The 26,097-nt window shown below is 38.7% G+C and carries 16 protein-coding genes; 11 read left to right on the top strand and 5 right to left on the bottom strand.

All coding sequences use genetic code 11. The annotated features are described in order from the left end of the window. Window position 1: 1 nt before the first annotated feature. From ileS to JEP36_RS05060, 8 genes are all read left to right on the top strand, one after another. On the top strand, window positions 2-2,812 hold the full coding sequence (gene ileS, locus JEP36_RS05095; RefSeq protein WP_198625965.1) for an isoleucine--tRNA ligase: 2,811 nt from the start codon (window positions 2-4) through the stop codon (window positions 2,810-2,812). A gap of 3 nt (window positions 2,813-2,815) precedes the next feature. Continuing rightward, on the top strand, window positions 2,816-3,331 hold the full coding sequence (gene lspA, locus JEP36_RS05090) for a signal peptidase II (RefSeq protein ID WP_109371833.1): 516 nt from the start codon (window positions 2,816-2,818) through the stop codon (window positions 3,329-3,331). 69 nt (window positions 3,332-3,400) lie between these two features. Then, entirely contained in the window at window positions 3,401-3,871 is a 471-nt protein-coding gene (gene fkpB / locus JEP36_RS05085) for an FKBP-type peptidyl-prolyl cis-trans isomerase (RefSeq protein ID WP_075673711.1), read from the top strand. Then, on the top strand, window positions 3,852-4,805 hold the full coding sequence (gene ispH / locus JEP36_RS05080; protein WP_109371829.1) for a 4-hydroxy-3-methylbut-2-enyl diphosphate reductase: 954 nt from the start codon (window positions 3,852-3,854) through the stop codon (window positions 4,803-4,805). The genes fkpB and ispH overlap by 20 nt, the downstream gene beginning before the upstream one ends. A 233-nt stretch (window positions 4,806-5,038) precedes the next feature. Further along, the gene (gene dapB, locus JEP36_RS05075; protein WP_198619314.1) at window positions 5,039-5,860 is read left to right on the top strand and encodes a 4-hydroxy-tetrahydrodipicolinate reductase; all 822 of its coding nucleotides are present in this window, start codon (window positions 5,039-5,041) and stop codon (window positions 5,858-5,860) included. Between the two features lie 434 nt (window positions 5,861-6,294). After that, on the top strand, window positions 6,295-7,458 hold the full coding sequence (gene carA / locus JEP36_RS05070) for a glutamine-hydrolyzing carbamoyl-phosphate synthase small subunit (RefSeq protein WP_198619315.1): 1,164 nt from the start codon (window positions 6,295-6,297) through the stop codon (window positions 7,456-7,458). 17 nt (window positions 7,459-7,475) lie between these two features. After that, entirely contained in the window at window positions 7,476-10,703 is a 3,228-nt protein-coding gene (carB, locus tag JEP36_RS05065) for a carbamoyl-phosphate synthase large subunit (protein ID WP_198619316.1), read from the top strand. A 478-nt stretch (window positions 10,704-11,181) separates the two neighbouring features. After that, the gene (locus JEP36_RS05060) at window positions 11,182-11,331 is read left to right on the top strand and encodes a Hok/Gef family protein (protein ID WP_409283055.1); all 150 of its coding nucleotides are present in this window, start codon (window positions 11,182-11,184) and stop codon (window positions 11,329-11,331) included. 227 nt (window positions 11,332-11,558) lie between these two features. On the opposite strand, the gene JEP36_RS05055 is transcribed toward JEP36_RS05060, so the two are convergent. From JEP36_RS05055 to JEP36_RS05045, 3 genes are all read right to left on the bottom strand, one after another. Continuing rightward, on the bottom strand, window positions 11,559-18,692 hold the full coding sequence (locus JEP36_RS05055) for an Ig-like domain-containing protein (RefSeq protein ID WP_198629932.1): 7,134 nt from the start codon (window positions 18,690-18,692) through the stop codon (window positions 11,559-11,561). Window positions 18,693-18,907: 215 nt separating this feature from the next. Beyond that, window positions 18,908-19,738 carry a 2,5-didehydrogluconate reductase DkgA gene (dkgA, locus tag JEP36_RS05050; protein ID WP_198619318.1) on the bottom strand — a complete coding sequence of 277 codons (831 nt, stop codon included), beginning with the start codon at window positions 19,736-19,738 and terminating at the stop codon, window positions 18,908-18,910. Between the two features lie 28 nt (window positions 19,739-19,766). After that, entirely contained in the window at window positions 19,767-20,924 is a 1,158-nt protein-coding gene (locus tag JEP36_RS05045; RefSeq protein WP_198625968.1) for an iron-containing alcohol dehydrogenase, read from the bottom strand. 179 nt (window positions 20,925-21,103) lie between these two features. Here JEP36_RS05045 and JEP36_RS05040 point away from each other — a divergent pair, with 179 nt between their 5' ends. Continuing rightward, the gene (locus JEP36_RS05040; protein WP_198629931.1) at window positions 21,104-21,886 is read left to right on the top strand and encodes a class I SAM-dependent methyltransferase; all 783 of its coding nucleotides are present in this window, start codon (window positions 21,104-21,106) and stop codon (window positions 21,884-21,886) included. A gap of 163 nt (window positions 21,887-22,049) precedes the next feature. Here the strand turns inward: JEP36_RS05040 and JEP36_RS05035 are convergent, their stop codons facing one another. Together JEP36_RS05035 and metC are read right to left on the bottom strand one after the other, a co-directional pair. After that, window positions 22,050-22,718, bottom strand: coding sequence for a DedA family protein (locus JEP36_RS05035; protein ID WP_198625970.1), 669 nt, complete (start codon window positions 22,716-22,718; stop codon window positions 22,050-22,052). 125 nt (window positions 22,719-22,843) lie between these two features. Then, on the bottom strand, window positions 22,844-24,034 hold the full coding sequence (gene metC, locus JEP36_RS05030) for a cystathionine beta-lyase (RefSeq protein ID WP_198629930.1): 1,191 nt from the start codon (window positions 24,032-24,034) through the stop codon (window positions 22,844-22,846). A gap of 329 nt (window positions 24,035-24,363) precedes the next feature. Here metC and exbB point away from each other — a divergent pair, with 329 nt between their 5' ends. Next, window positions 24,364-25,374, top strand: a complete 1,011-nt coding sequence (exbB, locus tag JEP36_RS05025; protein ID WP_198625972.1) for a tonB-system energizer ExbB — start codon at window positions 24,364-24,366, stop codon at window positions 25,372-25,374. A gap of 6 nt (window positions 25,375-25,380) precedes the next feature. Next, window positions 25,381-25,809: a TonB system transport protein ExbD gene (gene exbD / locus JEP36_RS05020; protein ID WP_099074169.1), complete on the top strand. Its 429-nt coding sequence runs from the start codon at window positions 25,381-25,383 to the stop codon at window positions 25,807-25,809. The last annotated feature ends 288 nt before the right edge of the window (window positions 25,810-26,097 follow it).

The following is a 26,097-nucleotide window of genomic DNA, read 5'->3' as shown; positions in this document are numbered from 1 at the left end:
AATGAGTGACTATAAAAATACCCTGAACTTACCAGAAACAGGGTTCCCTATGCGCGGGGATTTAGCAAAGCGCGAGCCAGAGATGTTATCACGTTGGTACAAAGAAGGTTTGTATCAAGCAATTCGTCAGGCTAAAAGTGGTAAGAAAACATTTATTTTGCACGATGGCCCTCCATACGCCAACGGCAATATTCATATTGGTCACTCAGTAAACAAAATTCTCAAAGATATTATTATTAAATCCAAAGGGCTGTCAGGCTTTGATTCTCCGTACATTCCAGGATGGGATTGTCACGGATTACCTATCGAACTAAAAGTTGAACAAATCGTAGGTAAACCAGGAGAGAAAATATCTGCAGCGCAATTCCGCGAGGAATGCCGTAAGTATGCTTACGAGCAAATTGAAGCACAGAAAAAAGATTTTATTCGTTTAGGTGTTCTAGGAGATTGGGAAAAACCTTATCTCACTATGGATTACAAAACCGAAGCGAACACTATTCGTGCGTTAGCGCGTATCATCGCAAATGGTCACCTGTTAAAAGGGGCTAAACCTGTTCACTGGTGTACTGCGTGTGGTTCATCGCTGGCAGAAGCTGAAGTTGAATATTACGATAAAACTTCACCGTCGATTGATGTGCGTTTCACCGCCGTTGATCCAAACGCCGTTGCCGCAAAATTCCATGCAGTAACAGATAAGCCTATTTCTTTGGTTATCTGGACAACAACGCCTTGGACATTACCTGCTAACCGCGCTATCGCATTAAATGCTGAATTTAATTACGCATTAGTCTCTTTTAACGATGAATGCGTGATTTTAGCCGCTGATCTTGTTGAAGGCGTAATGAAGCGAATTGGCGTAACAAGCTGGGCTGTTTTAGGCGAATGCAAAGGTGCTGATTTAGAGTTATTGCGCTTTAATCATCCATTTATGGGCTTTGATGTACCAGCAATTTTAGGTGATCACGTTACTTTAGAAGCGGGTACAGGTGCTGTGCATACTGCACCAGGCCACGGCCCTGATGACTTTGTTGTCGGTCAAAAATACGGTTTAGAAGTGGCAAATCCTGTTGGGCCTAATGGTTGTTACTTGCCGGGCACTTATCCAGCATTAGATGGCGTTTTTGTTTTCAAAGCAAATGATGTCATTGTTGAGCTGTTAAAAGAAAAAGGTGCTCTGTTACATCACGAAGCCATGCAACACAGTTACCCATGTTGCTGGAGACATAAAACGCCAGTTATTTTCCGTGCTACACCACAATGGTTTATTGGCATGGATAAAAACGGTTTACGTCAGCAATCATTAAAAGAGATCAAAGGTGTTAAATGGATCCCTGATTGGGGTCAAGCACGTATTGAATCAATGGTTGAAAACCGCCCTGACTGGTGTATCTCTCGTCAACGTACTTGGGGCACGCCAATGTCTCTGTTTGTTCACAAAGAGACTCAAGAGCCACATCCACGTACTTTAGAGTTGATGGAAGAAGTCGCAAAACGTGTTGAAGTCAGCGGTATTCAAGCATGGTGGGATTTAGATATCCGTGAAGTGTTGGGTGATGAAGCTGACGATTACATGAAAACGCCAGATACACTGGATGTTTGGTTCGATTCAGGATCAACACACTCAACAGTGGTTGATGCGCGTCCTGAATTCCACGGCAATTCAGCAGATATGTACTTAGAAGGCTCTGACCAACATCGTGGTTGGTTTATGTCTTCACTGATGATCTCGACTGCAATCAAAGGCAAAGCGCCTTACCGTGAAGTTTTAACACACGGTTTTACCGTAGATGGACAAGGCCGTAAAATGTCTAAATCTATCGGTAACACAGTAAGTCCACAAGATGTAATGGATAAGCTGGGTGCTGATATCCTACGTTTATGGGTTGCATCAACAGATTACACTGGTGAAATCGCCGTATCTGATGAAATCTTAAAACGCTCGGCTGATACTTATCGCCGTATTCGTAATACTGCACGTTTCTTCTTAGCGAACTTAAACGGTTTTGATCCTGCAAAACACCAAGTTAAGCCAGAAGAGATGGTTACGTTAGATCGCTGGGCAGTAGGTCGTGCGAAAGCAGCACAAGCTGATATCTTAAAACACTATGAAAATTACGATTTCCATAATGTTATTCAGCGCCTAATGCAGTTCTGTTCAGTAGAAATGGGTTCTTTCTACTTAGATATCATCAAAGACAGACAGTACACTGCGAAAAGCGATAGCGTTGCTCGTCGTAGTTGCCAAACAGCGTTATTCCATATCTGTGAAGCATTAGTTCGTTGGATGGCGCCAGTTATGTCATTCACAGCAGATGAGATCTGGAATGAGTTACCAGGCGAACGTGCAAAATATGTCTTAACTGAAGAATGGTATACCGATTTATTTGGCTTAGATGCGTCAGAAACCTTAAATGATGACTACTGGGCTGAATTACTTGCCGTTCGTGGTGAAGTCAACAAAGTATTAGAGCAAGCACGCACAGATAAACAACTGCGTGGCTCTTTAGAAGCATCAGTAACTCTGTATGCAGATAAAGCTTTAGCAGATAAGTTAAATGCGTTAGGTAACGAATTGCGTTTTGTTTTATTAACTTCTCAAGCGAAAGTGGCAGATATTAATGAAGCGCCAGAAACAGCATTAGCTTCTGATATGGCGGGTTTAAAAATCGCCTTTAACAAAGCAGACGGCGAAAAATGCCCTCGTTGCTGGCATTATGCGACAGATATCGGTCAAGTAGCGGAACACGCTGAATTATGCGGACGCTGTGTTACTAACGTAGCCGGTAACGGTGAAGAACGTAAGTTTGCTTAATTAATGAAGAAAACACTTTGCTCTACAGGTTTACGCTGGCTATGGCTAGCCGTCGCCGTAGTGGTGTTGGATTTAGGAACGAAACAGTATTTCATGCAGACATTTCGTCTGTATGAATCTGTTGCCGTGATGCCTTTTTTCAACTTCACTTACGCCCATAACTATGGTGCTGCCTTTAGCTTTTTAGCAGATAAAGGAGGATGGCAACGTTGGTTTTTTGCACTGATTGCATTGGCAATCTGCATTACTTTATTGGTAATGATGTATAAAAACAAAGCGAGCGCTAAGCTAAGTAACGTTGCTTATGCGCTAATTATTGGCGGAGCATTGGGTAATCTCTCTGATCGTCTGATCCACGGGTTTGTCATCGATTTTCTTGATGTTTATATTGGAGATTGGCATTGGCCTACCTTTAATATTGCTGATATGGGGATTTGTATCGGTGCAGGGCTTATCATTATTGAGAGCTTTTTCCCTGATAAAAATGTCAGTCCTCAAGATACAAAAAAGCAAAAGTAATCAGACAAGAAGTTAACTAAAATAACCCCTGCCTTATGGCGGGGGTTACGCTTAATAGAAGGTATTAGTATGGTTATGCAGGTACTCAACGACAGCGCAGTGTTGCTGAATTTCACTTTAAAGTTAGCAGATGGCTCTGTTGCTGAATCTACACAAGCGCATGGTAAACCCGCTCTTTTTCGTTTAGGTGATGAAAGTTTATCGCCAGCCTTAGAAGCTGAATTATTGGGATTATCAACGGGAGATAAAAAAACTTTTACGCTTGCGGGTGAACATCTTTTTGGTAAATACAATCCTGACTTGATCCAATACTTTATGCCTTCTGACTTCGCAGAGTCTGGTGTGCCTGAGGCTGGCACTATCATGCTATTTACAGCAATGAATGGCAGTGAAATGCCAGGCATTGTAAGAGATGTCACTGAAGATTCTGTAACTGTTGATTTTAATCATCCGTTAGCGTCAGAAGAAGTGACATTTGATATTGAAGTTGTCAGCATCAATCCTGAGGAGGAAACAACACATGCAAATACTGCTGGCTAACCCACGAGGCTTTTGTGCGGGTGTTGACCGAGCTATCAGCATTGTTGACCGCGCTCTGGAAATCTATGGCGCACCTATTTATGTTCGTCACGAGGTCGTTCATAACCGCTATGTCGTTAACGACTTACGTGAACGAGGTGCTATCTTTATTGAAGAAATTTCAGAAGTACCCGATAACGCGATTTTAATTTTTTCAGCTCATGGTGTTTCTCAAGCTATTCGTCAAGAAGCTCGCTCACGTAATTTAACAATGCTTTATGATGCAACTTGTCCACTCGTAACCAAAGTGCATATGGAAGTGGCAAGAGCGAGCCGTAAAGGCAAAGAAGCTATCTTAATAGGTCATGCAGGACACCCTGAAGTTGAAGGCACTATGGGGCAATACAACAACCCTGAGGGGGGAATGTATTTAGTTGAGTCGCCTGCTGATGTGTGGAAATTAGAAGTCAAAGATGAAGATAATCTTTGCTTTATGACCCAAACAACGCTTTCTGTTGATGATACATCTGAAGTGATTGATGCTTTAAATGCACGCTTCCCCAAAATTATTGGGCCTCGCAAAGATGATATCTGCTACGCAACAACCAATCGCCAAGAAGCCGCAAGAGAGCTTGCTGAAAAAGCGGATGTTGTATTTGTCGTTGGCTCTAAGAACTCATCAAACTCTAATCGCTTAGCGGAGCTTGCACAGCGTGCAGGTAAGCCTTCTTATCTGATCGATAGCTTTGAAGATATTGATGAGTCATGGGTGGCTAATGCAAATATTGTTGGCGTTACAGCAGGGGCTTCAGCACCAGATATTTTGGTTCAACAAGTATTAGAACGTTTAAAAACCTTTGGTGCTGATGACGTGATTGAATTATCAGGGCGTGAAGAAAATATTGTTTTTGAAGTGCCTAAAGAGCTTCGCCTAGATTATAAAGTTATCGAATAATCTCACTTAAATGTGATAGTGAATTTAAAAAGCAGAGTGAATGACTCTGCTTTTTTTATGTATAAAGTAAAGTTAAATGAATAATCATGCTGTTCATCTCTTTTACTGATAATGACTACGGTTTTGTGTGTTTTTCTTATCTCGAACGTTAAATGCTGGCATCAAGTGGATGACATCGTTAATCTGTAAACAATAAATAGAGACAATAAGTATTGTTAAGGAGAAATTGAGTTATGTCTGCAAAAGAACTTCGTCTTGCCGTTGTTGGTGCGGGTGGTCGTATGGGGCGCCAATTAATTCAGGCAATTTCTCAACAAGAAGGAACCGTTTTAGGTGCTGCTTTTGAGCGTACTAATTCTTCATTGATTGGTGCTGATGCTGGAGAATTAGCGGGTATTGGGCATATTGGTGTCACAATCACCGATAACTTGCTGTCTCAAGCGAGTGAATTTGATGTGTTAATTGATTTTACACGCCCTGAAGGCACGCTTTCTCATATTGCATTTTGCGTAGAACAGAAAAAAGGCATGATTATTGGTACGACAGGCTTTGATGATGAAGGTAAAAAAGCCATTGAAAATGCCGCCAAAATGATCCCAATAGTGTTTGCTGCTAACTTTAGTGTTGGTGTTAACTTGGTGCTTAAATTACTTGAAAAAGCGGCGAAAGTGATGGGTTCTTACAGTGATATTGAAATTGTAGAAGCGCACCATCGTCATAAAGTTGATGCACCATCAGGCACAGCATTAGCAATGGGAGAATCTATTGCAGATGCGTTAGGCCGTGATCTTAAAGAGTGCGCAGTTTATGAACGTGTAGGACATACTGGAGAGCGAGATCCTCAAAGCATTGGTTTTGCCACTATTCGTGCAGGTGATATTGTGGGAGAACATACTGCAATTTTTGCCGATATTGGTGAGCGTGTAGAGATAAGCCACAAGGCTTCTAGCCGAATGACATTTGCAAATGGCGCAGTTAAGGCTGCTATTTGGTTAAAATCCAAAAAAACGGGTCTTTATAATATGAAGGATGTTCTTTCATTGGAAAATTTGTAGTTTTTAAAAAGATGTAATTTATTGAAAACTCATAACTATTTTTATAATTATGAGTTTTTTTATGTTTGTTTTATAAATTATTTTATAAGGTTTATTTTTATATCTTATCTCTATTTTTTCTCTGTTTTTTTCTCTCTAAAAAGAATAAATCATCTATTTTTCCTATTTAAACTCTAATTTAAAATTATCTTGGTAAGCAAACGGTTAAATTTGTAAGATTGATTATATAAATTGTCACTTGGCTAACTAAATTGCTAATGACTGATATTTTTTTAATTAAAAAGGTGTTTTTTCTAGACATCTGCTCGTTCGATCTTTAGAATGCGCCCAATTTGCCAAAAATTTGCCCAATTTTATGTTTTTGGCATTGATTTAGAGTCTTAAATCTGAATTAATATGCATGAAATGTGATTTATTATTCTCTGGAGGGCGTTTTGATTAAATCAGCTATACTGGTTCTAGAAGATGGGACCGAATTCCACGGCAAGTCGATTGGCGCAGAAGGCGCCGCCATCGGTGAAGTCGTTTTTAATACTTCAATGACCGGTTACCAAGAAATATTAACCGACCCTTCTTACTCCCAACAAATTGTTACTCTCACTTATCCCCACATTGGCAATACCGGCGTTAATCGTTCAGACGAAGAATCAGAAACAATCCATGCTCAAGGCTTAATTATTCGCGACTTGCCATTAGTGATGAGCAACTATCGTGCTGAAGAAACGTTATCTGATTATCTTAAACGTCATAACATTGTTGCGATTGCGGATATTGATACACGTAAGTTAACGCGTTTGCTGAGAGAAAAAGGCGCGCAAAACGGTTGCATTATCGCAGGCAATCATCTTGATGCTCAACAAGCTCTCGAAAAGGCCAGATCATTTCCTGGTTTAAAAGGAATGGACTTAGCAAAAACGGTGACAGTGAAACAGCCTTACCAGTGGACTCAAGGAAGTTGGACGCTAGAGAATGAATTACCAGAAGCTAAATTAGCGACTGAGTTGCCATTGCATATTGTGGCGTATGATTTCGGTGTAAAACGTAATATTTTACGTATGCTGGTGGATAGAGGATGTCGCGTTACTGTTGTACCTGCTCAAACGTCAGCTCAAGATGTTTTAGCCCTTTCGCCAGATGGTATTTTCCTTTCGAATGGCCCCGGAGATCCAGAGCCCTGTGATTATGCCATTAACGCCATTCAAACCTTTTTAACCACTGATATTCCGGTATTTGGTATCTGTTTAGGACATCAGCTATTAGCATTAGCTAGCGGTGCAAAAACCATCAAAATGAAATTTGGTCACCACGGTGGTAATCATCCTGTTAAAGATTTAGATAAAAATACGGTGATGATCACAGCGCAAAATCATGGATTTGCCGTTGATGAAACCTCTCTGCCTGCCAGTTTACGTGTGACACATAAATCTCTATTTGATGGTTCTTTACAAGGTATTCATCGCACAGATAAACCTGCATTCAGCTTCCAAGGCCACCCAGAAGCCAGTCCTGGCCCTCATGATGCGGCACCTCTTTTTGATCACTTTATCGAGCTTATCGCGCAATATCGTCAAAACCTGCAATCAGTGACAACAAAATAAATCAGGAGCGAAAGAAAATGGCTAAAAGAACAGATATCAAAACAATCCTGATTTTAGGTGCTGGGCCTATTGTTATCGGACAAGCGTGTGAATTTGACTATTCAGGCGCTCAAGCATGTAAAGCCCTACGTGAAGAGGGATATCGAGTTGTTTTGGTAAATTCAAATCCTGCAACCATTATGACCGATCCTGAAATGGCCGATGCAACGTACATCGAGCCTATTCACTGGCAAGTTGTGAGAAAAATTATTGAAAAAGAGCGTCCTGATGCAGTGTTACCGACAATGGGGGGGCAAACAGCTCTGAACTGTGCGCTAGAGTTAGAGCGCCAAGGTGTTTTGGCTGAATTTGGCGTTACCATGATTGGTGCAACAGCCGATGCAATTGATAAAGCAGAAGATAGACAACGCTTTGATAAAGCGATGAAAAAAATTGGTTTAGATACAGCACGTTCTGGTATCGCTCATAATCTTGAAGAAGCTTTTGCCGTTGCTGAACAAGTCGGTTTCCCTTGTATTATTCGCCCTTCATTCACGATGGGCGGAACCGGGGGCGGGATCGCCTATAATCGTGAAGAATTTGAAGAAATCTGTACGCGAGGCTTAGATTTATCACCCACTAATGAACTGTTAATTGATGAATCATTAATTGGTTGGAAAGAGTATGAAATGGAAGTGGTACGCGATAAAAATGATAACTGTATTATCGTCTGCTCCATTGAAAACTTTGATGCCATGGGCATTCATACGGGTGATTCCATCACTGTTGCACCTGCACAAACACTGACCGACAAAGAATATCAAATTATGCGTAATGCCTCGATGGCAGTATTACGTGAGATAGGTGTTGAAACTGGCGGTTCGAATGTTCAGTTTGCCGTTGATCCTAAAACCGGGCGCTTGATTGTTATCGAAATGAACCCTCGAGTTTCTCGTTCATCAGCGCTTGCATCTAAAGCAACAGGTTTCCCAATTGCAAAGATCGCCGCTAAATTAGCCGTGGGTTATACCCTTGATGAGCTAATGAATGATATCACTGGAGGGAGAACGCCAGCTTCTTTCGAACCTTCTATTGATTATGTTGTGACAAAAATTCCTCGCTTTAACTTTGAAAAGTTTGCGGGAACCAATGACAGATTAACAACACAAATGAAATCTGTCGGGGAAGTCATGGCGATAGGTAGAACACAGCAAGAGTCGATGCAAAAAGCGTTACGTGGTCTTGAAGTTGGCGCAACAGGTTTTGATCCTAAAGTTGACTTAGATGATCCTGAAGCATTAACGAAAATTCGTCGTGAACTAAAAGAAGCGGGTTCTGACCGAATTTGGTATATCGCAGATGCTTTCCGCGCAGGGTTATCGGTCGATGGCGTGTTTAATCTGACTAATATTGACCGCTGGTTCTTAGTGCAAATTGAAGAAATTGTACGTCTTGAAGAAAAAGTGGCAAAAGTGGGCTTAAAAGGCTTAACCGCAGATTTTTTACGCCAGTTAAAACGTAAAGGCTTTGCTGATGCGCGTTTAGCTAAGGTACTCAATGTAAAAGAACAGGCTATTCGCCAATTACGTGAGCAATATCAACTCCATCCTGTCTATAAACGTGTTGATACTTGTGCCGCAGAATTTGCCACCGATACCGCTTATATGTACTCGACTTATGAAGAAGAGTGTGAGGCGAACCCTCATCAAGATAAGCCAAAAGTGATGATTTTAGGTGGAGGGCCAAACCGTATTGGTCAAGGAATTGAATTTGATTATTGTTGTGTTCATGCGGCACTAGCACTGCGTGAAGACGGTTACGAAACCATTATGGTGAACTGTAACCCAGAAACGGTTTCAACAGATTACGACACCTCTGACAGACTCTATTTTGAACCTGTCACATTAGAAGATGTACTTGAAATTGTACGAATTGAAAAACCGAAAGGGGTGATTGTGCAATACGGCGGACAAACTCCGCTAAAACTAGCCAGAGCGCTAGAAGCTGAAGGCGTGCCAGTTATTGGTACAAGCCCTGATGCTATCGATAAAGCAGAAGATCGTGAACGTTTCCAAAAAGCAGTGGATAAATTAGAGCTTAAACAGCCTGAAAATGCCACTGTAACAGCGTTAGAAGAGGCTGTAGAAAAAGCACAATTGATTGGTTATCCGCTGGTGGTTCGTCCTTCTTATGTACTTGGTGGACGCGCAATGGAAATTGTTTATGACGACGTTGATTTACGTCGCTATTTCCAAACTGCGGTTAGTGTGTCAAACGATGCTCCCGTGTTGTTAGACCGTTTTCTTGATGATGCGATTGAAGTCGATGTTGATGCGGTTTGTGACGGTCAACAAGTCGTGATTGGTGGCATTATGGAGCATATCGAACAAGCGGGTGTTCACTCTGGTGACTCCGCTTGCTCATTGCCTGCTTATACCCTAAGCCAAGAAATTCAAGATGTGATGCGTAAACAAGTACGCGCACTTGCGTTTGAGCTTGGAGTCAAAGGGCTAATGAACGTACAATTTGCGGTGAAAGGTAATGATGTTTATCTTATCGAAGTCAATCCTCGTGCTGCTCGTACTGTTCCTTTTGTCTCAAAAGCCACAGGTGTGCCATTAGCGAAAGTCGCTGCGCGTGTCATGATTGGTCAAAGCCTTGAAGAGCAGGGAGTTACAAAGGAAGTTATTCCACCTTATTACTCTGTAAAAGAGGTGGTTTTACCTTTCAATAAGTTTGCAGGTGTTGATCCGATTTTAGGGCCTGAAATGCGTTCAACAGGTGAAGTGATGGGCGTCGGTGCAACCTTTGCTCAAGCCTTTGCTAAAGCGATGTTAGGCAGCAGTTCTACCATGAAGAAAAAAGGCAGAGCGCTTCTTTCTGTGCGTGCTGGTGATAAAAAGCGAGTTGTTGATTTAGCAACGAAATTACTAAAAAGTGGATTTGAATTAGATGCTACACATGGTACAGCCATTGTATTAGGTGAGGCGGGAATAAATCCACGTTTAGTGAATAAAGTTCATGAAGGACGACCGCATATTGAAGATAGAATTAAAAATGGTGAGTATGACTATATTGTCAATACCACTTCAGGTCGCCAAGCCATTGAAGATTCTAAAATTATTCGTCGTAGTGCATTAAGATATAAAGTCCATTATGACACGACATTAAATGGCGGATTTGCGACAACGCTGTCATTAACAGCGGACCCTACAGAAAGTGTTATCTCAGTTCAAGAAATGCATAAAAAGATAAGTAAATCTTAAGATTTACTTATTGTTGTAATAATGATCCCGAATATGAGGAGACTTGTATTCGGGATTTTTTATTTTTCTATTTGATATAAAAAAGATAGCCCCAAATAAATTTATTTGGGGCGAGTGCAAAACAAAGAGATGGGTGCGGATCTTTTTTTCAAGTAAGGAGTCAAGAAAATAAAACAAGTTAATTTCTTTGTTTTAGCGGGTTGATTTTGTCTTTTTTTGTCGCTTGAGTCAAGAGGAAATTATTTCACGAGGTTGAGTAACGTATTGTTTTAATTGATTTAAATTTGTTATTTACTACGGATAAGGTATAGGGAATAGAGAAATTTCTGTTACTATATTGGCGGGTGCTTGGATCATTTTGGTTCAAGCATTTTGTAAGAGCCAAAAAGAGAAAAGCCCCGAATTCTATTTTCATAAAATCCGGGGACAGACTCAAACATCAACAACTTGATTTTGTCTCCTTTTCCGAAAGGAGTCAATGAAATTGACGAAAATAACCTTATTTGGCATTACGGTTATCTGTGTGACTGTTCTATGTTTTACAATAATTGTAGGCGAACGATTATGTTCACTTAACATTAGTAATGGAAACACAGTCGTTCAAGCTATTTTGATGTGTAATAAATAGCTTGGTTGGGGGGAGGTTTTCTCCCTCCCAATTTTTTCTTCAAGTTGTCAGAGTTTTGGTACAAGCACCCTATTATCTGAAATCAATGCGATCCAAATTGCGGGGGTAATGGGGGGACTTTTCTTAGGAGGCGCAGGAATGATGATATTAAACGATACATTAGAAAAACAGCTTTAAATTAATAAAGAGCCTCGAGAGGCTCTTTATGGTTAATCGAATGATTTTAACTAAAGTTGGCTAATTCTCGTTATATTATTTTGTGATGGAGCACCATCTCCATCCCAATTAACATGTTGTTTAAACTCATATGTTTCACCTGCGATAGTGACAGAGGTAATTAACGTTGCATTACCATGATGGGCAGAAGCACCGGCACCACTCCCCCAACAGTCTTCTTCTATTGCCAGTGAATGACTATTAGATGGGAAACGTTGGTTCTCAATTATAGATGTATAAGTATCTTCATCGTTGTAATCGACTGAACTTCGAGTAGAATCGCCTTGTATATTAATAAGTTTGTGAGATACCGTGACTGGCTCAAAGAAATCACTTGCGTGGTTTCCTAATGTAAACATCGGCCTTGCAATAACATGAACCATCTCATCCAATCCACTCATTCTACATGAATTTCTCGGCACACTAGCATTATTAGTAGTAATAAATGAAATAGAGCCGTTTAATTCTAAATCCATATACATAGGATGGATCGGTTTTACATCTAGTGGATAATAAACCGCATATTCTCTACTTCTATTTGTACTTGGATCATGATCGTGAATGTCAAACACAATGACTTTGATTTTAAGTTGAGTACTTTTAAATAAATTTTTATCAAGCTTAAATGAGCTAGTGATTTTTGGTCTACTAAGAAGCTGATTTTGGTCATAAGCAAGGATTTGACTGGTTTTTTGATTTCCATCCCATAATTCAAGATTAACTGCATAATCACTTGCTGCTGTATCTGGCGGTAACCAAGAAAAAGTTAACGAATCATCTTCATAAACAGGAGTCCAATTTATCGATATATTATCATGAGGTATGATTTGTGCATTTTTATTGTTATCAACCCTTCGTGTTACTGAGTTAATAGTGATATGAGGTACTTTTCTGACATCGACAGAATAAGAACCTTGAGATTGATAAAAGTAGTCATTTTCTTTTGATGTCAAAATGATATCTGTTTTACCTGGAGTGACTTTAACAATAACCCCACTTTCTTTTATTGCTACAATATTAGGATCTTTTGCTGACCAGGTACCTAGAGCTTCTTTAGGCAATGGAATTGTTGGTTGTTGTACATCAATATTAGTATCCATTTCAGATAAAATAATGTCTTTTTGTGCAAAAGTGATTTGGAGTGTTCCTTTACCTTGCTCGTAATCCACTGCCACTGCATCTGCTAGAAATTGATCAGTCGCATCACTTTTGATGTGTATTTTCGTTTTGCCTGGTTTTACTTCTGTAATACTGCCTTGTGTATCAACAGTGGCTACACGTTGATCATCACTGATATAATACAAAGGAATATTTTTTACGTCTGTATTGCCAAAAGTGGCGTTAACGTTATGCACTACTCCATCATTCCATACCGATTTAATCGTACCCGATGACGCTAATTGCAAAATAGGCTTCGCTTTTTCAATGACTAAAGGATAACTACTTTGCGCTGGTTGATATTGATCATTACCTGATGTTTGTAATGTGATAACTGCAGTACCCGCTTTTTTCATCGAAATACGACCGCTAGTTGTATCAATAGAGGCAATAGTCGGATCGGAACTAGACCACATCATATTAATATTATTAGGTAATCCTGTATAACCTAGTGCGCTGATTGGTGCTGAAGCGTAGGTTTCTTGTTGGATTTGTTTGTCAAAAATAATATCAGGTTTAGGAATAGTGACTTTAATAATAACGGGTTTAGCAACAGCGATCCCTTCAGCTTCTGCGGCTAATGTAATATCTGTTTTAACATTAGAAGTTAGTTTGGTTTGATATTGACCATTTCCTAATGGTTTTAATGGATTATCACTAAAATGCGCAGTACCCGTTGTGGCTGTTAAGCTAACCGTTTTGCCATCAATCGTGTTGTCATATTTATCAACTAATTTTACTGTTAAAATAGCTTCGTCTTTATCATCGCCGCCAATAGACTGGCGACTTGTTGTCAGTGTTGACTTATTGGCATCAATATCTGCAGGGAGCACAGTCACATCTTGAATTGGCTTATAGTTGCTTAAATCAAGATAAGCACTCATCTTGATGATACCCGCAACATGGCTAGTTACTTTGGTTCTTGCGACACCTTTAGCATCTGTATAGGTACTAAAATCATAATCATCAGCTAAACCTTGTAATTTCCATGACACAATAACGTTTGGCAAAATATTATCATTAGCATCAACAATAGCTGCTTGATAATTAACGCCTTTATCACCTGCAATTATGCTCGTTCTATCCACATCAACAGATTTTACTTGCCATGTTGTTGCATCGGCACGAAGTTGTAAGGTTTTTTGCTTTTTAAAATCAACGCCATTGATATTGACACTTAACTGCGCTGAGCCTGATTTTTTTCCTGTTGCTTCAATTTCATAATGGCCAGGAGAGACTTGTTTCGCTGGGCTAAATATAATGGTTGGGTTATCCGATATTCCTTTCACTTGTTGATCTGGCAGAATATTACCGCCTTTATCTTTAATGATTAAACTCAATAGGGCTTTTTCTTTACCATTAGCTACGATATTCGCTGGGATTAATGTGATTTCTGAACGGTTTTCATCAACATCATCCGCGACAAAGTTAACATCTTTAGCGTGATAAATACCTGATTTTAAAACCACATTAACTTTAGCTAACCCAGCAGGCCCTCGTGTTAATTTTGTTTGGGTAACGCCTTTATCATCTGTAAAAGTCAATGCAGAGCTTAAGACACTGACATTGTCAGATGTCCATGTGACAGGCGTATCTTTACTGACTGGATTATCATATTTATCAATTAAATAAGCGGTATAGGTGATAGTGTCTCCGGCTTTAGGCGTTAGATCACTGATAACAATATCACGCACTTTGGCACTGATATTATCTGGAATAACGGTCAATGAAACCGATTGAGTTAAGGTGACACCGCTAATGATGGCATGAATTTGCGTTGTACCCATTTTTTGTGCACTGATTGTGGCTTTATAAACACCTGTGCTGCTCTCGGTAAATTTACTCTCTTTAATATTAAGCTGAGTAGAATATTGAAGTTTAATATCATCTTTCAATCCAGGGAGTAAATTTCCTTGATTGTCTTTTGCAATGACCGTAATTTCGGATTGATCATAAGTCCGAGTACCATCCCCCGCTGTAATAATGGAAGGGGAAAGAGCAAGAGTTGAGTGCGTTGGGGATATGACATCCGTTGCAAAGACAATGTCATGATCAGCTTCAAGAAACTCTTGCGCATCTAGCATAGCAGTGACTTTTGCTACACCTGCTTGTGTGCTTGCCAGCGCAATCTCTGCAACCCCATTTTTATCTGTTTTACTAATTGGTAATGGTGAAAGTTGACCTAATGATGTTTGCCAACCTACCGTAATGCCTTCCATGCTTGGGTTGCCTTGCTTATCTACAATATGGGCTTTAATAACGACACTATCTTTCCCATTTGCAGTGACAGTATAAGGCGCAATGACATTAACTGATTGAATCATGGCATTTTGTGTATCAGCAACAAAACCAAGAGGTTGTGTTAATACAAATGGATTTGCTGCACCATATTTTGCTGTTATCTCACTAACACCTTCTTTTTTTCCTTTAACCTCAAATTGATAAAGTCCGTTATTTTTATCAATAACATTACTGAATGTAATAGTGGGATTATTGCCACTAAGACTGATATATTTTTCTTGTTTAGGAACTGGGTTATCAAATTGGTCTTTTAATTCGACTGTACCAGTAGAAATACTTTGTCCATTAGCCACGATAGTTTGCGGATCCAATTTAAAGTGGCTATGGTTTTTATCTACTTCCCCTGGTTTAAATAAAAGATTAATTGATGCGCTTTGATTGTTATTTAGACGGCCAGTTAATGTTTCTGCCTGTGCTATTTTTCCTTTTATTTCGACTTGTGCATTACCATGAATATCTGTTTTTACCATTTCTCTATTTGGATGATTGGGTGATGCATTCCAAAAAACAGATTGTTGGATTAACGGATTATTATTAGCATCAACGACATGTGCTGTGACGGTAATAGTGTCATTATCATCAGCAATGGCTTCTGTTTTATTATTAGCCGATAAAGAAATTGTTGCACTCTTTGGATCAGAAATGGCGTTTATTGTGGTCTGTGCTTTATTCCCATTTTTAAGTGAAGCAATGGCGGTAATAGTTCCCGCTTGAGCGGTATTAATCGAAATAGCTGTTTCACCTTGTTGGTTAGTTTTTGTCTCTTTTTGATTCGCTGTTCCACCGTTAATATCCCAATTTACGGTAACGTTAGGTAATTTATTGCCGAATTTATCTTTTACAACTGCGGTTAATATGGCTTGCTCTTTATTATCCGCAATCAATTGGGTTTTATTAGTGGTTAAGGTAATTAAACCTTTCTGGTTATCAGCAATAAAAGTAATAGGTGATGCATCCAGTGACCCATTACTGATACTGGCAGTAACAATAACATCAAAGGCTTGAGTACTGGTCACTGTAGTTTGAGCGATACCTTGGTTATTGGTGGTTGAAACTTCATTAATAGAAACAATCTGTTGGTCACGATTAGTCGACCAAATGACTTTTGCATTTGGCAAGATGTTGTGATTGTTATCTTCAACGACCGCGGTAAAGGTTACTGCTGTTTTACCATCAGCAATATAAGGTTTTGCCGATGGCGTTAATGAAATAATTTTACCGTTGGATAGATCGGCAATAAATTGCGTTGTCTTTTTGGTGACTATTTTATTAACTAATGCACTTACAGTGGTTGTGCCTGATATTTGGCTGGTCATCGTTGTTGATGCATTACCTTGATTATCAGTCAATAATTCAGTTTCTTTGAGCAGGGCTTGGTTATCAGCAGATAATTGTATTTTAGCGTTGGGAACAGGATTATTGTTTTTATCAATAACATTGAAAGCAATATGTTTTTCATCTGTTCCATTAGCGAATGAACTGTTTGGATTGATGGTAAAGGTATTTATTTTTGCTGAGTTAATATCGGCAATAAAATCAACATTGGTTGAATAGGTGATTTTTTTAACGCTAACACCAATCATACTTTTACCAATATGGGTATTGGTAATAGGAACAATGATTTTACCGTCTGAGTCTGTATTGGTTTGCTTGATTATCGTTGCGCCATTATCGGCAGTAAATGAGACTGGATAGTTAGGAATTCTATTCGCATTAATATCAGTCACAATAACTTGTATTTTATTTTGGCTTTTACCATCAGCAGGGGCATTATTTTTGATTACGGTTAATCCCCCTTTTGCAATAATGGCGGAATGTGTATCAGCGACAAAAGTGACTTGTGCTTTATTAAATGTGTTATCCCTAAATTTAGGTGTTAATGTCACAATTTCAGGAGAACTTCCCGCGGTGACAGTGATTTGATATTTCCCTGTATCTATTCGGTTGAAATTGGAAACTTTGCTACTACTGGCAGGGTTATCAGATTGAACCTGTAGTGAGAGTTCTTTGAGATTGATATCAACAGGAAGATTATCATTATCTAAAATTGATAAAGTCAGATTTTGTGCAGAGTAATTGTCTGCGGGCAGTTGTGTGGCTTTCGGCGTAAATTGGCTATTTTGTGTATTGATAGCGGATTGATCAACTATAATTTGACTTTGTACGGGATCAGAACGATTACCTTGTTCATCAATAGCAACAGCACTTATTATGTAGCTGTTTTTTTCAGCTGAACCTGAAATATGACGAGGAAGGATTATCGAGTAGTTAAGATTATTATTATGATTAATTTTACCCCCATTGGCGATTAAGCGACTTGCTGACCACTCAATCTGTTTAACGGGATATTTTGAACGAACTTGTACACCTAAATCTTTTTCTTCTTTTGCGTAACCGTTAAGGGTTGGATTCATTGAAAGGAAGACTAAGGTTTTCTTTTTATATTCCAAAACAATGTCATTATTTCTATCAACAAAATCATAGCGATTTCCCGACATTAAACGCATTGCTCGCACATTATCTGAATTGAGCTGTGAAGCGATTGATTCACCAAGGCGATACTGGATATTTACGTCAAATTTATTATCACTATTGTCATTTAAACCAAAACGACGTTCAGCGCCAAAGGTAATTAAAGGCACTGGTGTATAAGTTAATCCCGCAGTATAAGAGTGGGGATTTTCTTGGCGATTATCCTTGCCAAATAAACCAACTTCTTTACCATAATATTGCTCAAAAATAAGCTTTGCACCTAATTGCGGATAAGCAGGTAGATAGCCCTCGGTTCTAATATCCCAACCATTGGCAGGGCGTTCATTATAATCCATGACATCATCGGAAGTGCGCCAGTTGGATAAGCGATGATAGTGGTTTGCACTCAGTTTAAAGTAATCTCGCCACACTTCGGCACCCACACCAAAGCGACTGTGATAGCGACTTAAGTCATAGTCATAAAAGGCATTAAGACCCACCATAAATTTATCAGTAAAATGCCGGTAACCAATCCCTTGGTTTAATTGGCTACGAGAATCTTTACGGTGATAACTGGTTTGAGAGAAAACTAAGTTTTTTTCTTGATCGTATAATGGGATCAAGAGATCTGCTGAGCTATTTTCTAATGTGAAATTTTTATCAGTAGAAAGTGACACACGAGCATGGCCAAATTGATTAAGCCACTGTTCTATTTGTTGATTGGCTTTACTTGAAACTCGGCTTATTGCGTATTGAGTTGCATCAGTATCTCTATTTAATAAAGATGAATTATCGACAATAATCTGTGCCAGTTCTTGCCCATTAGTCGAAGGGATCGGAATATCTTGACTGTTATTATTTAGCCATTTTTTTGTTAATAAAGGCTCATCGGGGATATTAAGTGTTATGCCCACCTTTATTTTTAATTTACCCACTAAAGAGACATAATCAGGATTAGCTTCTATAAGTTTAAATAATTTTATATTAAATTGCTTAGCGATAGATTCAGGTGTATCTCCTACTTTAACCTGATAAGTTTTCTGTTTTTTTAATAAATTAATAGCCTGTTTTTCTTGGCTGTTTCCATTAGCAAATACATTGGCTGGAAGGGTTGCTGAGATAGGAAATGCCAGTTGAATAAAAATATTAAACCAAGCAACTTTCTTTGTAATAGAAGAGAGTTGAGGCGTTAGTCCACTTTTAAATTTTGTCATTTTTAAACTCACCGTAACAAATAATGATGAGATTCTCGTATTTATAGATGTTTTAGATATCAGAAAGTGAACTTGAATTAATTAATTATTCAATATATAAAAATAAATGATCAAAAAAATAAAATAAGTTTAGAAATAAAAATTGAAAAGGAATTTTAGGTATAAAAAAGCCAATAGAAATAAATACTATTGGCTTTTTTATTCAGGACAAAAAATTAGATATCAACAAAAATATCAGGATCAGGACCTAAACGTTTTTTCTGATCAAGTGCTGCCATTTCTGCAACTTCCTCTTTCTCCAATTTAAAATCAAAAATATGGAAGTTTTCTTCTATGCGAGAAGGTGTGACAGATTTAGGGATCACCACAAGCCCACTATCTAGATGCCAACGTAAGACAATTTGTGCTGGGGTTTTATGATATTTTTCGGCAAGTTTTTGAATGATGGGTTGGTTAAAAACACCTTCACCCCCCTGTGCTAAAGGGCTCCAAGATTCGGTCACAATATTATGCGTTGTATTCCATGCTCTTAATGGTGCTTGTTGCATTAAAGGGTGAATTTCAATCTGATTAATGACGGGTGTAACACCTGTTTCTGTAATAATACGTTCAAGATGTTCTTCTTTAAAATTACAGACACCAATACTTTTTACCAAGCCTTCTTTTTGCAAAATAATCATCTGTTTCCACGCTTCAACATAAAGTTCGCGTGAGGGGGCAGGCCAATGCATTAAATAGAGATCAATATAATCAAGTTGCAAACGCTGGAGACTTTCTAAGACAGCACCACGAGCATGCGTTTGATCGTTGTTCCATAATTTTGTTGTGATAAAGAGTTCATCACGAGGAACCGTAATCTGTTTTAGCGCTTTACCCACACCTTCTTCATTATGATAAATTGCCGCAGTATCAAAAAGGCGATAGCCTGTATCAAGTGCGTGATGAATAGCGTTAACAACTTGATGATTATCTGCTTGCCAAACACCCAGCCCCAGTTGTGGGATGGCATTTCCATCAGATAATTTGATCAGTTTAGGTTTATCCATTTCTGTCTCCAAAGTCGCATTAAAGTACTTAGAGTGCTGCTGTATAAATGCGTTGACTGACTTCTAATGTGATATCTTGATGCTCGCCTAGTGCGGTTTGTCCATGCTCTTCCAATTTTCGCACTAAAGCTGGAATATCTTCTTCAGTAATTTTGAAATCAGCCAGTCGAGTTCTAAGTCCCATTAATTCAAAGAATTTTCGAGTTTCATTAATCGCAGTTTCAATTTTAAAAGCGTCAGAACCTTGGTTTATACCCCAAACTTTTTGTGCATATTGGATTAACTTCTCATATTTAGCCTGCCGTTTTTCATTTAATAGGGCAGGTAAAACGATGGCGAGAGTTTGTGCATGATCAAGCCCGTGTAATGCCGTGAGTTCGTGGCCTAATGCATGTGTAGCCCAATCTTGAGGAACACCAACACCAAGGATACCATTAAGGGCTTGTGATGCTGTCCACATTATATTAGCACGGATATCATAGTCTGTAGGTGATGCCAGCGCTTTTGGTCCTTGATCAATCAAAATCCGTAAAAGACCTTCTGCATACTCATCTTGTACACGAGCATTCACAGGATAAGTGAGATATTGCTCTAATATATGAATAAAAGCGTCAACAACGCCGTTTGCTGTTTGTCTTGGTGGTAAAGAATAAGTGGTTGTTGGATCTAAAATCGCGCAATGAGGATAAACATAAGGAGAGGCGAAGCTTTGTTTATCCATTGTCTGTTTTTTACTGATCACGGAAAAACTGTTGGTTTCTGTTCCTGTTGCTGGAAGTGTTAATACACAACTTAGAGGAATGGCTTTTTCGACCACTTTACCGCGACTGGTTACGATTTCCCAAGGTTCACCTTGATAAGGTATCGCGGCTGCAATAAATTTGGTGCCATCAATAACCGATCCACCGCCGACAGCCAATAGGTGTGTAATACCATGATATCGGGCGTAAGAAACGGCTTTCATCAGTGTTTCATAAGAGGGATTGGGTTCAATACCACTAAATTCATGAATTTGATAACCAGGAAGAGCCGTATAGATTTGATCTAAAACGCCGTTGCGTTTAATACTGCCACCGCCATAAGTCAGCAAAATTCTTTCATTTTTTCCGATTTCAGAACGTAATTTTTCTATTTGCCCTTGACCAAAATGAAGGCGAGTGGGGGAGTAATAAGTAAAGTTTTGCATTTTATATCCACCTTGATTTGATGTTCTGCAATATGACAATTAATCAGGAAAAAGTTTTTCACTGTGTCTAGACGAAATAGCATGACATAACTATAACTGTAAGGTTGTAGAAATAAGAGATGAATTATTTTCTTAATGACTACAACAATTCAAATTGTAGCTAATTTATAAGGAGTGATATGGAAAGTCATTATTTAACATTAAACCAAGAACATTGGGATAAACAAGCCGCAATGGAAAATCAGTGGTCTAAACCTGTTAGCGACGAAGAAATTATCGCTGCAAAACAAGGCAACTGGAAAGTCCATTTAACACCTAATCCGGTTAAAAAAGAGTGGTTAGCAGATATTAAAGGTAAAAAAATACTCTGCTTAGCTTCTGCTGGTGGGCAACAAGCGCCTATTTTAGCTGCTGCTGGTGGCATTGTGACGGTATTTGATTTATCAGAAGGCCAATTAAGCAAAGACCATCAATTGGCACAAAAGCATCAGTTAGATTTGGTTACAGTACAAGGTGATATGGCGGATTTAACTGCATTTGCTGATGAAAGTTTTGATATTATTTTTCACCCTATCTCAAACTTATATGTAGCGGATGTTAATCCCGTTTGGCAAGAGTGCTACCGTGTTTTGAAAAAAGGCGGTGTACTTATGGCGAGTTTTTATAATCCTGTTGTTTTTATTGATGATAGAGATCCGCAATTGCGCTCACAGGGATTAATAAGACCGACTTACCGATTACCATATAGCGATCAAGGTTCACTACCTTCGGATATTCTGCAAGAAAAAGTCGCAAGAGGTGATGGACTTGTATTTGGTCATTCTTTAACTGACCTTATTGGTGGGCAGCTAAAAGCGGGTTTCTTATTACAAGATTTTGTTGAGGATTTTGCTCCTCATGCTCGCTTTCTCGTTGATAGTTATATTCCAACGTTTCTTGCGTCAAAAGCCATTAAGCTTTAACGACAAATAGATTAAGGTAAAAAGATGACGGTGATAAATATCAACGGATTTTTACTAAGATATTAATAAGATAGGAGATAAGAAAATGAACAACTGAACTTTTGAGGTATTAGATGATTAAAAAACGCCATTATGATGATTAAAATAATGGCGTTTTTTTTAATTACTTATTACCCGTACTATTTTTACGATGGCGAATATACATCACAATCGAACCAATTAAACCTGCACTTAAGAGTAATACAGGTAATGTCATCAAAATATTCATGACTAAGGTTTCATGCTTTTGAATAAAGGGAATAAGATTTAGCACATAGCCTAAAGAAACAATAATCCCCACCCATAAGAAGCCACTTAACCAGTTAAATATTTGAAAACGACGTTGTTGTAATTCTGATAAGCCAGCCAGAGTAGGTAATAATGTACGCACGAATCCAATAAAACGACCCAGTAATAGTGCATATAAGCCTTGGCGATGGAAGAGATCATTTGCCTTATGATGATATTGCTCTGGTAATTGAGCCATCCAACGTTTAACCACTTTTGTATCACTTAGCCAACGGCCTTGCAAAAAGCCGAGCCAACTCCCAATACTCGCGGCAGCGCCTAATATAATGATAGTCGGGAAAAAGTGTAAAACACCTTTTGCAATTAAGGCACCGCAAAGAATAAGCAGTGTATCTCCTGGTAAAAATGCGGCGGGTAATACCCCGTTTTCCAGCATAATAATAACAAAAAGAACAATATAGATAACCCACAGCACATTTGGATTAGCTAACACCATATAATCGTGTTGCATTAGTGCGTGAATGATCTCTTTTAATGTACCCATTAGCGAACTCGCATTAAAAAAGGACTTTATGTTCGCTATTCTAACGCAAAATAAAGAGAACAGTTTGATTTAATCCCTGTGGAACCACAGGGATAGATTTTTTTTAATAAAAAATTCATTCTTTATTAAGAAATACGTAAAAAGGCTTGTTCTAGATCTTCAATAAGGTCATCTACATTTTCTAATCCAATATGAATGCGAAATAGTGTTCCTGTAAATGTTGGCTGAGTTTCATATTGGCGCATCGCTTTAATATCATTAGGTTGATAACCCAAAATTAAAGATTCAAATCCTCCCCATGAAAATGCCATCTTAAATAATGAGAAGTTATCCAAGAAAAGTGCAAATTCTTCAGTGGTTAGGATTTTCTTTAAACTAAAAGAGAATAACCCATTGCTACCGGAGAAATCACGTTGGAAATATTCATGTCCTGGGCAAGAAACTAAAGCAGGGTGATAAACATTATCAACTAAAGGATGTTGTTTTAACCAGCGAGCGACTTCTAATGCACTTTGTTCGTGTTGTTTCATCCTGACGGGTAATGTTCTTAATCCTCTTGCTGTCATATAAGCAGTATCAGGATCAACACATTGACCTAATAAATAGGTATTTTCACGTAACTGCGCCCAGCAACGTTCATTAGCTACAGCAAAACCTAACATGCCATCAGAGTGACCATTAATATATTTTGTGGCAGATTGGATTGAAATATCAGCACCCAATGTTAGTGGTTTAAGCAGTAATCCCGCCGCCCAAGTGTTATCAATCATAATAATGATTTCAGGGTTATATTGGCGCACTGAATTGACTATTCCTTGTAGATCTTGAATTTCCATCGTGATTGATCCTGGAGATTCAAGAAAAACGATTTTTGTTTCAGGAAGTAGCAATTGGCTGATCTCTTTGCCGATTAAAGGATCGAAATAAGTCGTTGTCACTGAGAATTTACGTAAGATCTGATCACAAAAATTTTGAGTTGGATCGTAGGCAGAGCCTGTAACAAGAATATGAGCACCTTGCTCAATAAATGCGAGTATAGATTGCGTAATCGCAGCTGCACCTGAAGGAAATAATGCGCAGCCTGCACCTTGCTCTAATTCAGTTAAAGCTTCTTGTAAGGCAAAATGTGTGGTTGTACCTCGACGTCCATAAAAAAGGGCACCTTCCGCTCGTTTTTTCGTTGCTTCACGTTTTTGTGCAACGGAATCAAAAATAACGGATGATGTTCGTTGTATAATTGGGTTTACTGCGCCTTGGGAATATTTTTTAGCTCGACCAGAAAGGAGGAGTGAGGTTTCTTGTTTTTTTAGCGTCATCCTTAATACCTTCTTTTAATTGATGGTGTGTTTACCTCAAGTTAATTCATTTTTTGGATAAGTACAAAAGGCTTGCAGGGTAGTTGATAAAATTTCACGTTACGTGAAAGAACGATAATTTGCCTTAAAAATCGACAAATGAAAAAAAAATAGCCAAATAGTAATGATAATTACTATCAAAATGCTTCATGTTTGATATCATTTGAGCGTTTTCTCTTTCCTGATGGCAAACAGGATGATTGTAAGCGAACGATTTTGGGTAAGTAGTGAAGAAAAAGCTTCATTACTGAATAAATAAATAGATAAAAAAGAGAGTAAAAGGCCAACTGATGCGTAATTTGACAGCTTCTATTCTATTGGCAATCGGTCTGACAGGCTCTGCTTTTGCGGATACGACTCCTGCCACACCAACTGAACAGCCAACTACTGCTGCCGTTTCTTCAACAGCTTCTACACCGGGAACCGCTACACCAACAACTGCTACTGCTTCAACGACCTCTACAACGGGTAATGAAGTGAAAGCAGTAGGTACTGAAACCACTAAGCCTGAAGGTGAAAATACACCTGTAACAACGGCTGAGAATTCAGAAAATGTACCTTCAGCGACAGAAAATACACCATCAGAAGTACAACCTGAAATGGTTGCTGGTGGTGGATTCGCTGAAGATTTATCTGTAATGGGCATGTACCGTAATGCAGACTTAGTCGTTAAAAGTGTCATGATTGGCTTATTGTTAGCCTCTATTGTTACTTGGGCACTGTTTTTCGCGAAAGGAAGTTACTTGATCTCACTGCGTCGTCGCTTAAGAAATGAGACGGCTCAGTTAGTTGAAGCTAAATCACTTAACGATGCGTTAGCGATTAGCAAAAAATTTGGCAATAAGAGCGCAACCGCTGATTTCTTTAATGATGCAGAATTAGAGCGTACTTACTCTCAAGAAAGTAAAGTGGCATCAGGCATTAAAGAGCGTGTTGAAATGCGTATGGAACGTCGCGTTGCAGCAATTATTCGTGAATTAGGCCGCGGTAATGGTTACTTAGCCACAATCGGTGCAATTTCTCCTTTTATCGGCCTTTTCGGTACGGTTTGGGGGATCATGAATAGCTTCATCGGTATTGCACATTCTCAAACGACAAATCTTGCTGTTGTTGCACCAGGTATTGCAGAAGCGCTATTAGCAACCGCGATTGGTCTGATTGCGGCGATTCCAGCGGTTATTATCTATAACATTTTTGCTCGAATGATCGCAGGTTATCGTGGTGAAATTGGTGATATCGCAACAGGTGTGGTGACATTAGTCAGCCGTGATTTAGATATCGAAAACAGCAAAGCAAGGTAATAAATTATGGCAATGCGTCTTGGTGATGATTCAGGTGATGATAATGAATTGCATGATATCAATGTGACGCCTTTTATTGATGTCATGTTGGTTCTACTCATTATCTTTATGGTGGCTGCACCTTTAGCTACTGTTGATATAAAAGTAAATTTACCCGCTTCAAGTGCTAAACCACAGCCTCGCCCTGAAAAACCGGTTTATTTAACGATTAAGTCGGATAAACAAATTTTCATTGGTGAAGAGATGGTCACACATGAAACGATGGCGAGTGTGTTAGATACCATGACACAAGCTAACAAAGAGACAACAATCTTTTTCCAAGCTGATAAAACGGTTGATTATGAAACGTTAATGTCTGCAATGGATTCGCTAAGAAAAGCGGGTTATCTCAAAGTTGGACTAGTGGGAATGGAAACCGTCTCTACGGGTGGTTAAATTTTAGCAAATAAGCTATTTATTTAAGTATTATTACGCTATTTTAAAAGCACTTTATTTGTCGTTGTGAAATGATGAATAAAGTGCTTTTTTATTGTATAGAAGAAATCGCGTTTATATTTTTACCACTTTTAATGGTTATCGATATTATTAATAAAATTGAGTTAGAATAAAATTTAACTTTAGTGTTAAATAAGATTAATAATAAGTAGATTAAGTTTATGAGTAAACGATTAATTAAGTTTATTGAGTAATAGCGGGCTGAATCAATTAATGCTAAGTAGATAT

Source organism: Proteus sp. PR00208 (assembly GCF_016238545.1).
Classification (GTDB): Bacteria; Pseudomonadota; Gammaproteobacteria; order Enterobacterales; family Enterobacteriaceae; genus Proteus.
Note: the sequence above shows the minus strand (reverse complement) of the source record. Positions and strands in the feature narration are given on the sequence as shown.

Coding starts and splice junctions, on each gene's coding strand:
- ileS (WP_198625965.1), top strand. CDS start 2: ATGAGTGACTATAAAAATACCCTGAACTTACCAGAAACAGGGTTCCCT.
- lspA (WP_109371833.1), top strand. CDS start 2,816: ATGAAGAAAACACTTTGCTCTACAGGTTTACGCTGGCTATGGCTAGCC.
- fkpB (WP_075673711.1), top strand. CDS start 3,401: ATGGTTATGCAGGTACTCAACGACAGCGCAGTGTTGCTGAATTTCACT.
- ispH (WP_109371829.1), top strand. CDS start 3,852: ATGCAAATACTGCTGGCTAACCCACGAGGCTTTTGTGCGGGTGTTGAC.
- dapB (WP_198619314.1), top strand. CDS start 5,039: ATGTCTGCAAAAGAACTTCGTCTTGCCGTTGTTGGTGCGGGTGGTCGT.
- carB (WP_198619316.1), top strand. CDS start 7,476: ATGGCTAAAAGAACAGATATCAAAACAATCCTGATTTTAGGTGCTGGG.
- JEP36_RS05060 (WP_409283055.1), top strand. CDS start 11,182: ATGAAATTGACGAAAATAACCTTATTTGGCATTACGGTTATCTGTGTG.
- JEP36_RS05055 (WP_198629932.1), bottom strand. CDS start 18,692: ATGACAAAATTTAAAAGTGGACTAACGCCTCAACTCTCTTCTATTACA.
- dkgA (WP_198619318.1), bottom strand. CDS start 19,738: ATGGATAAACCTAAACTGATCAAATTATCTGATGGAAATGCCATCCCA.
- JEP36_RS05045 (WP_198625968.1), bottom strand. CDS start 20,924: ATGCAAAACTTTACTTATTACTCCCCCACTCGCCTTCATTTTGGTCAA.
- JEP36_RS05040 (WP_198629931.1), top strand. CDS start 21,104: ATGGAAAGTCATTATTTAACATTAAACCAAGAACATTGGGATAAACAA.
- JEP36_RS05035 (WP_198625970.1), bottom strand. CDS start 22,718: ATGGGTACATTAAAAGAGATCATTCACGCACTAATGCAACACGATTAT.
- metC (WP_198629930.1), bottom strand. CDS start 24,034: ATGACGCTAAAAAAACAAGAAACCTCACTCCTCCTTTCTGGTCGAGCT.
- exbB (WP_198625972.1), top strand. CDS start 24,364: ATGCGTAATTTGACAGCTTCTATTCTATTGGCAATCGGTCTGACAGGC.
- exbD (WP_099074169.1), top strand. CDS start 25,381: ATGGCAATGCGTCTTGGTGATGATTCAGGTGATGATAATGAATTGCAT.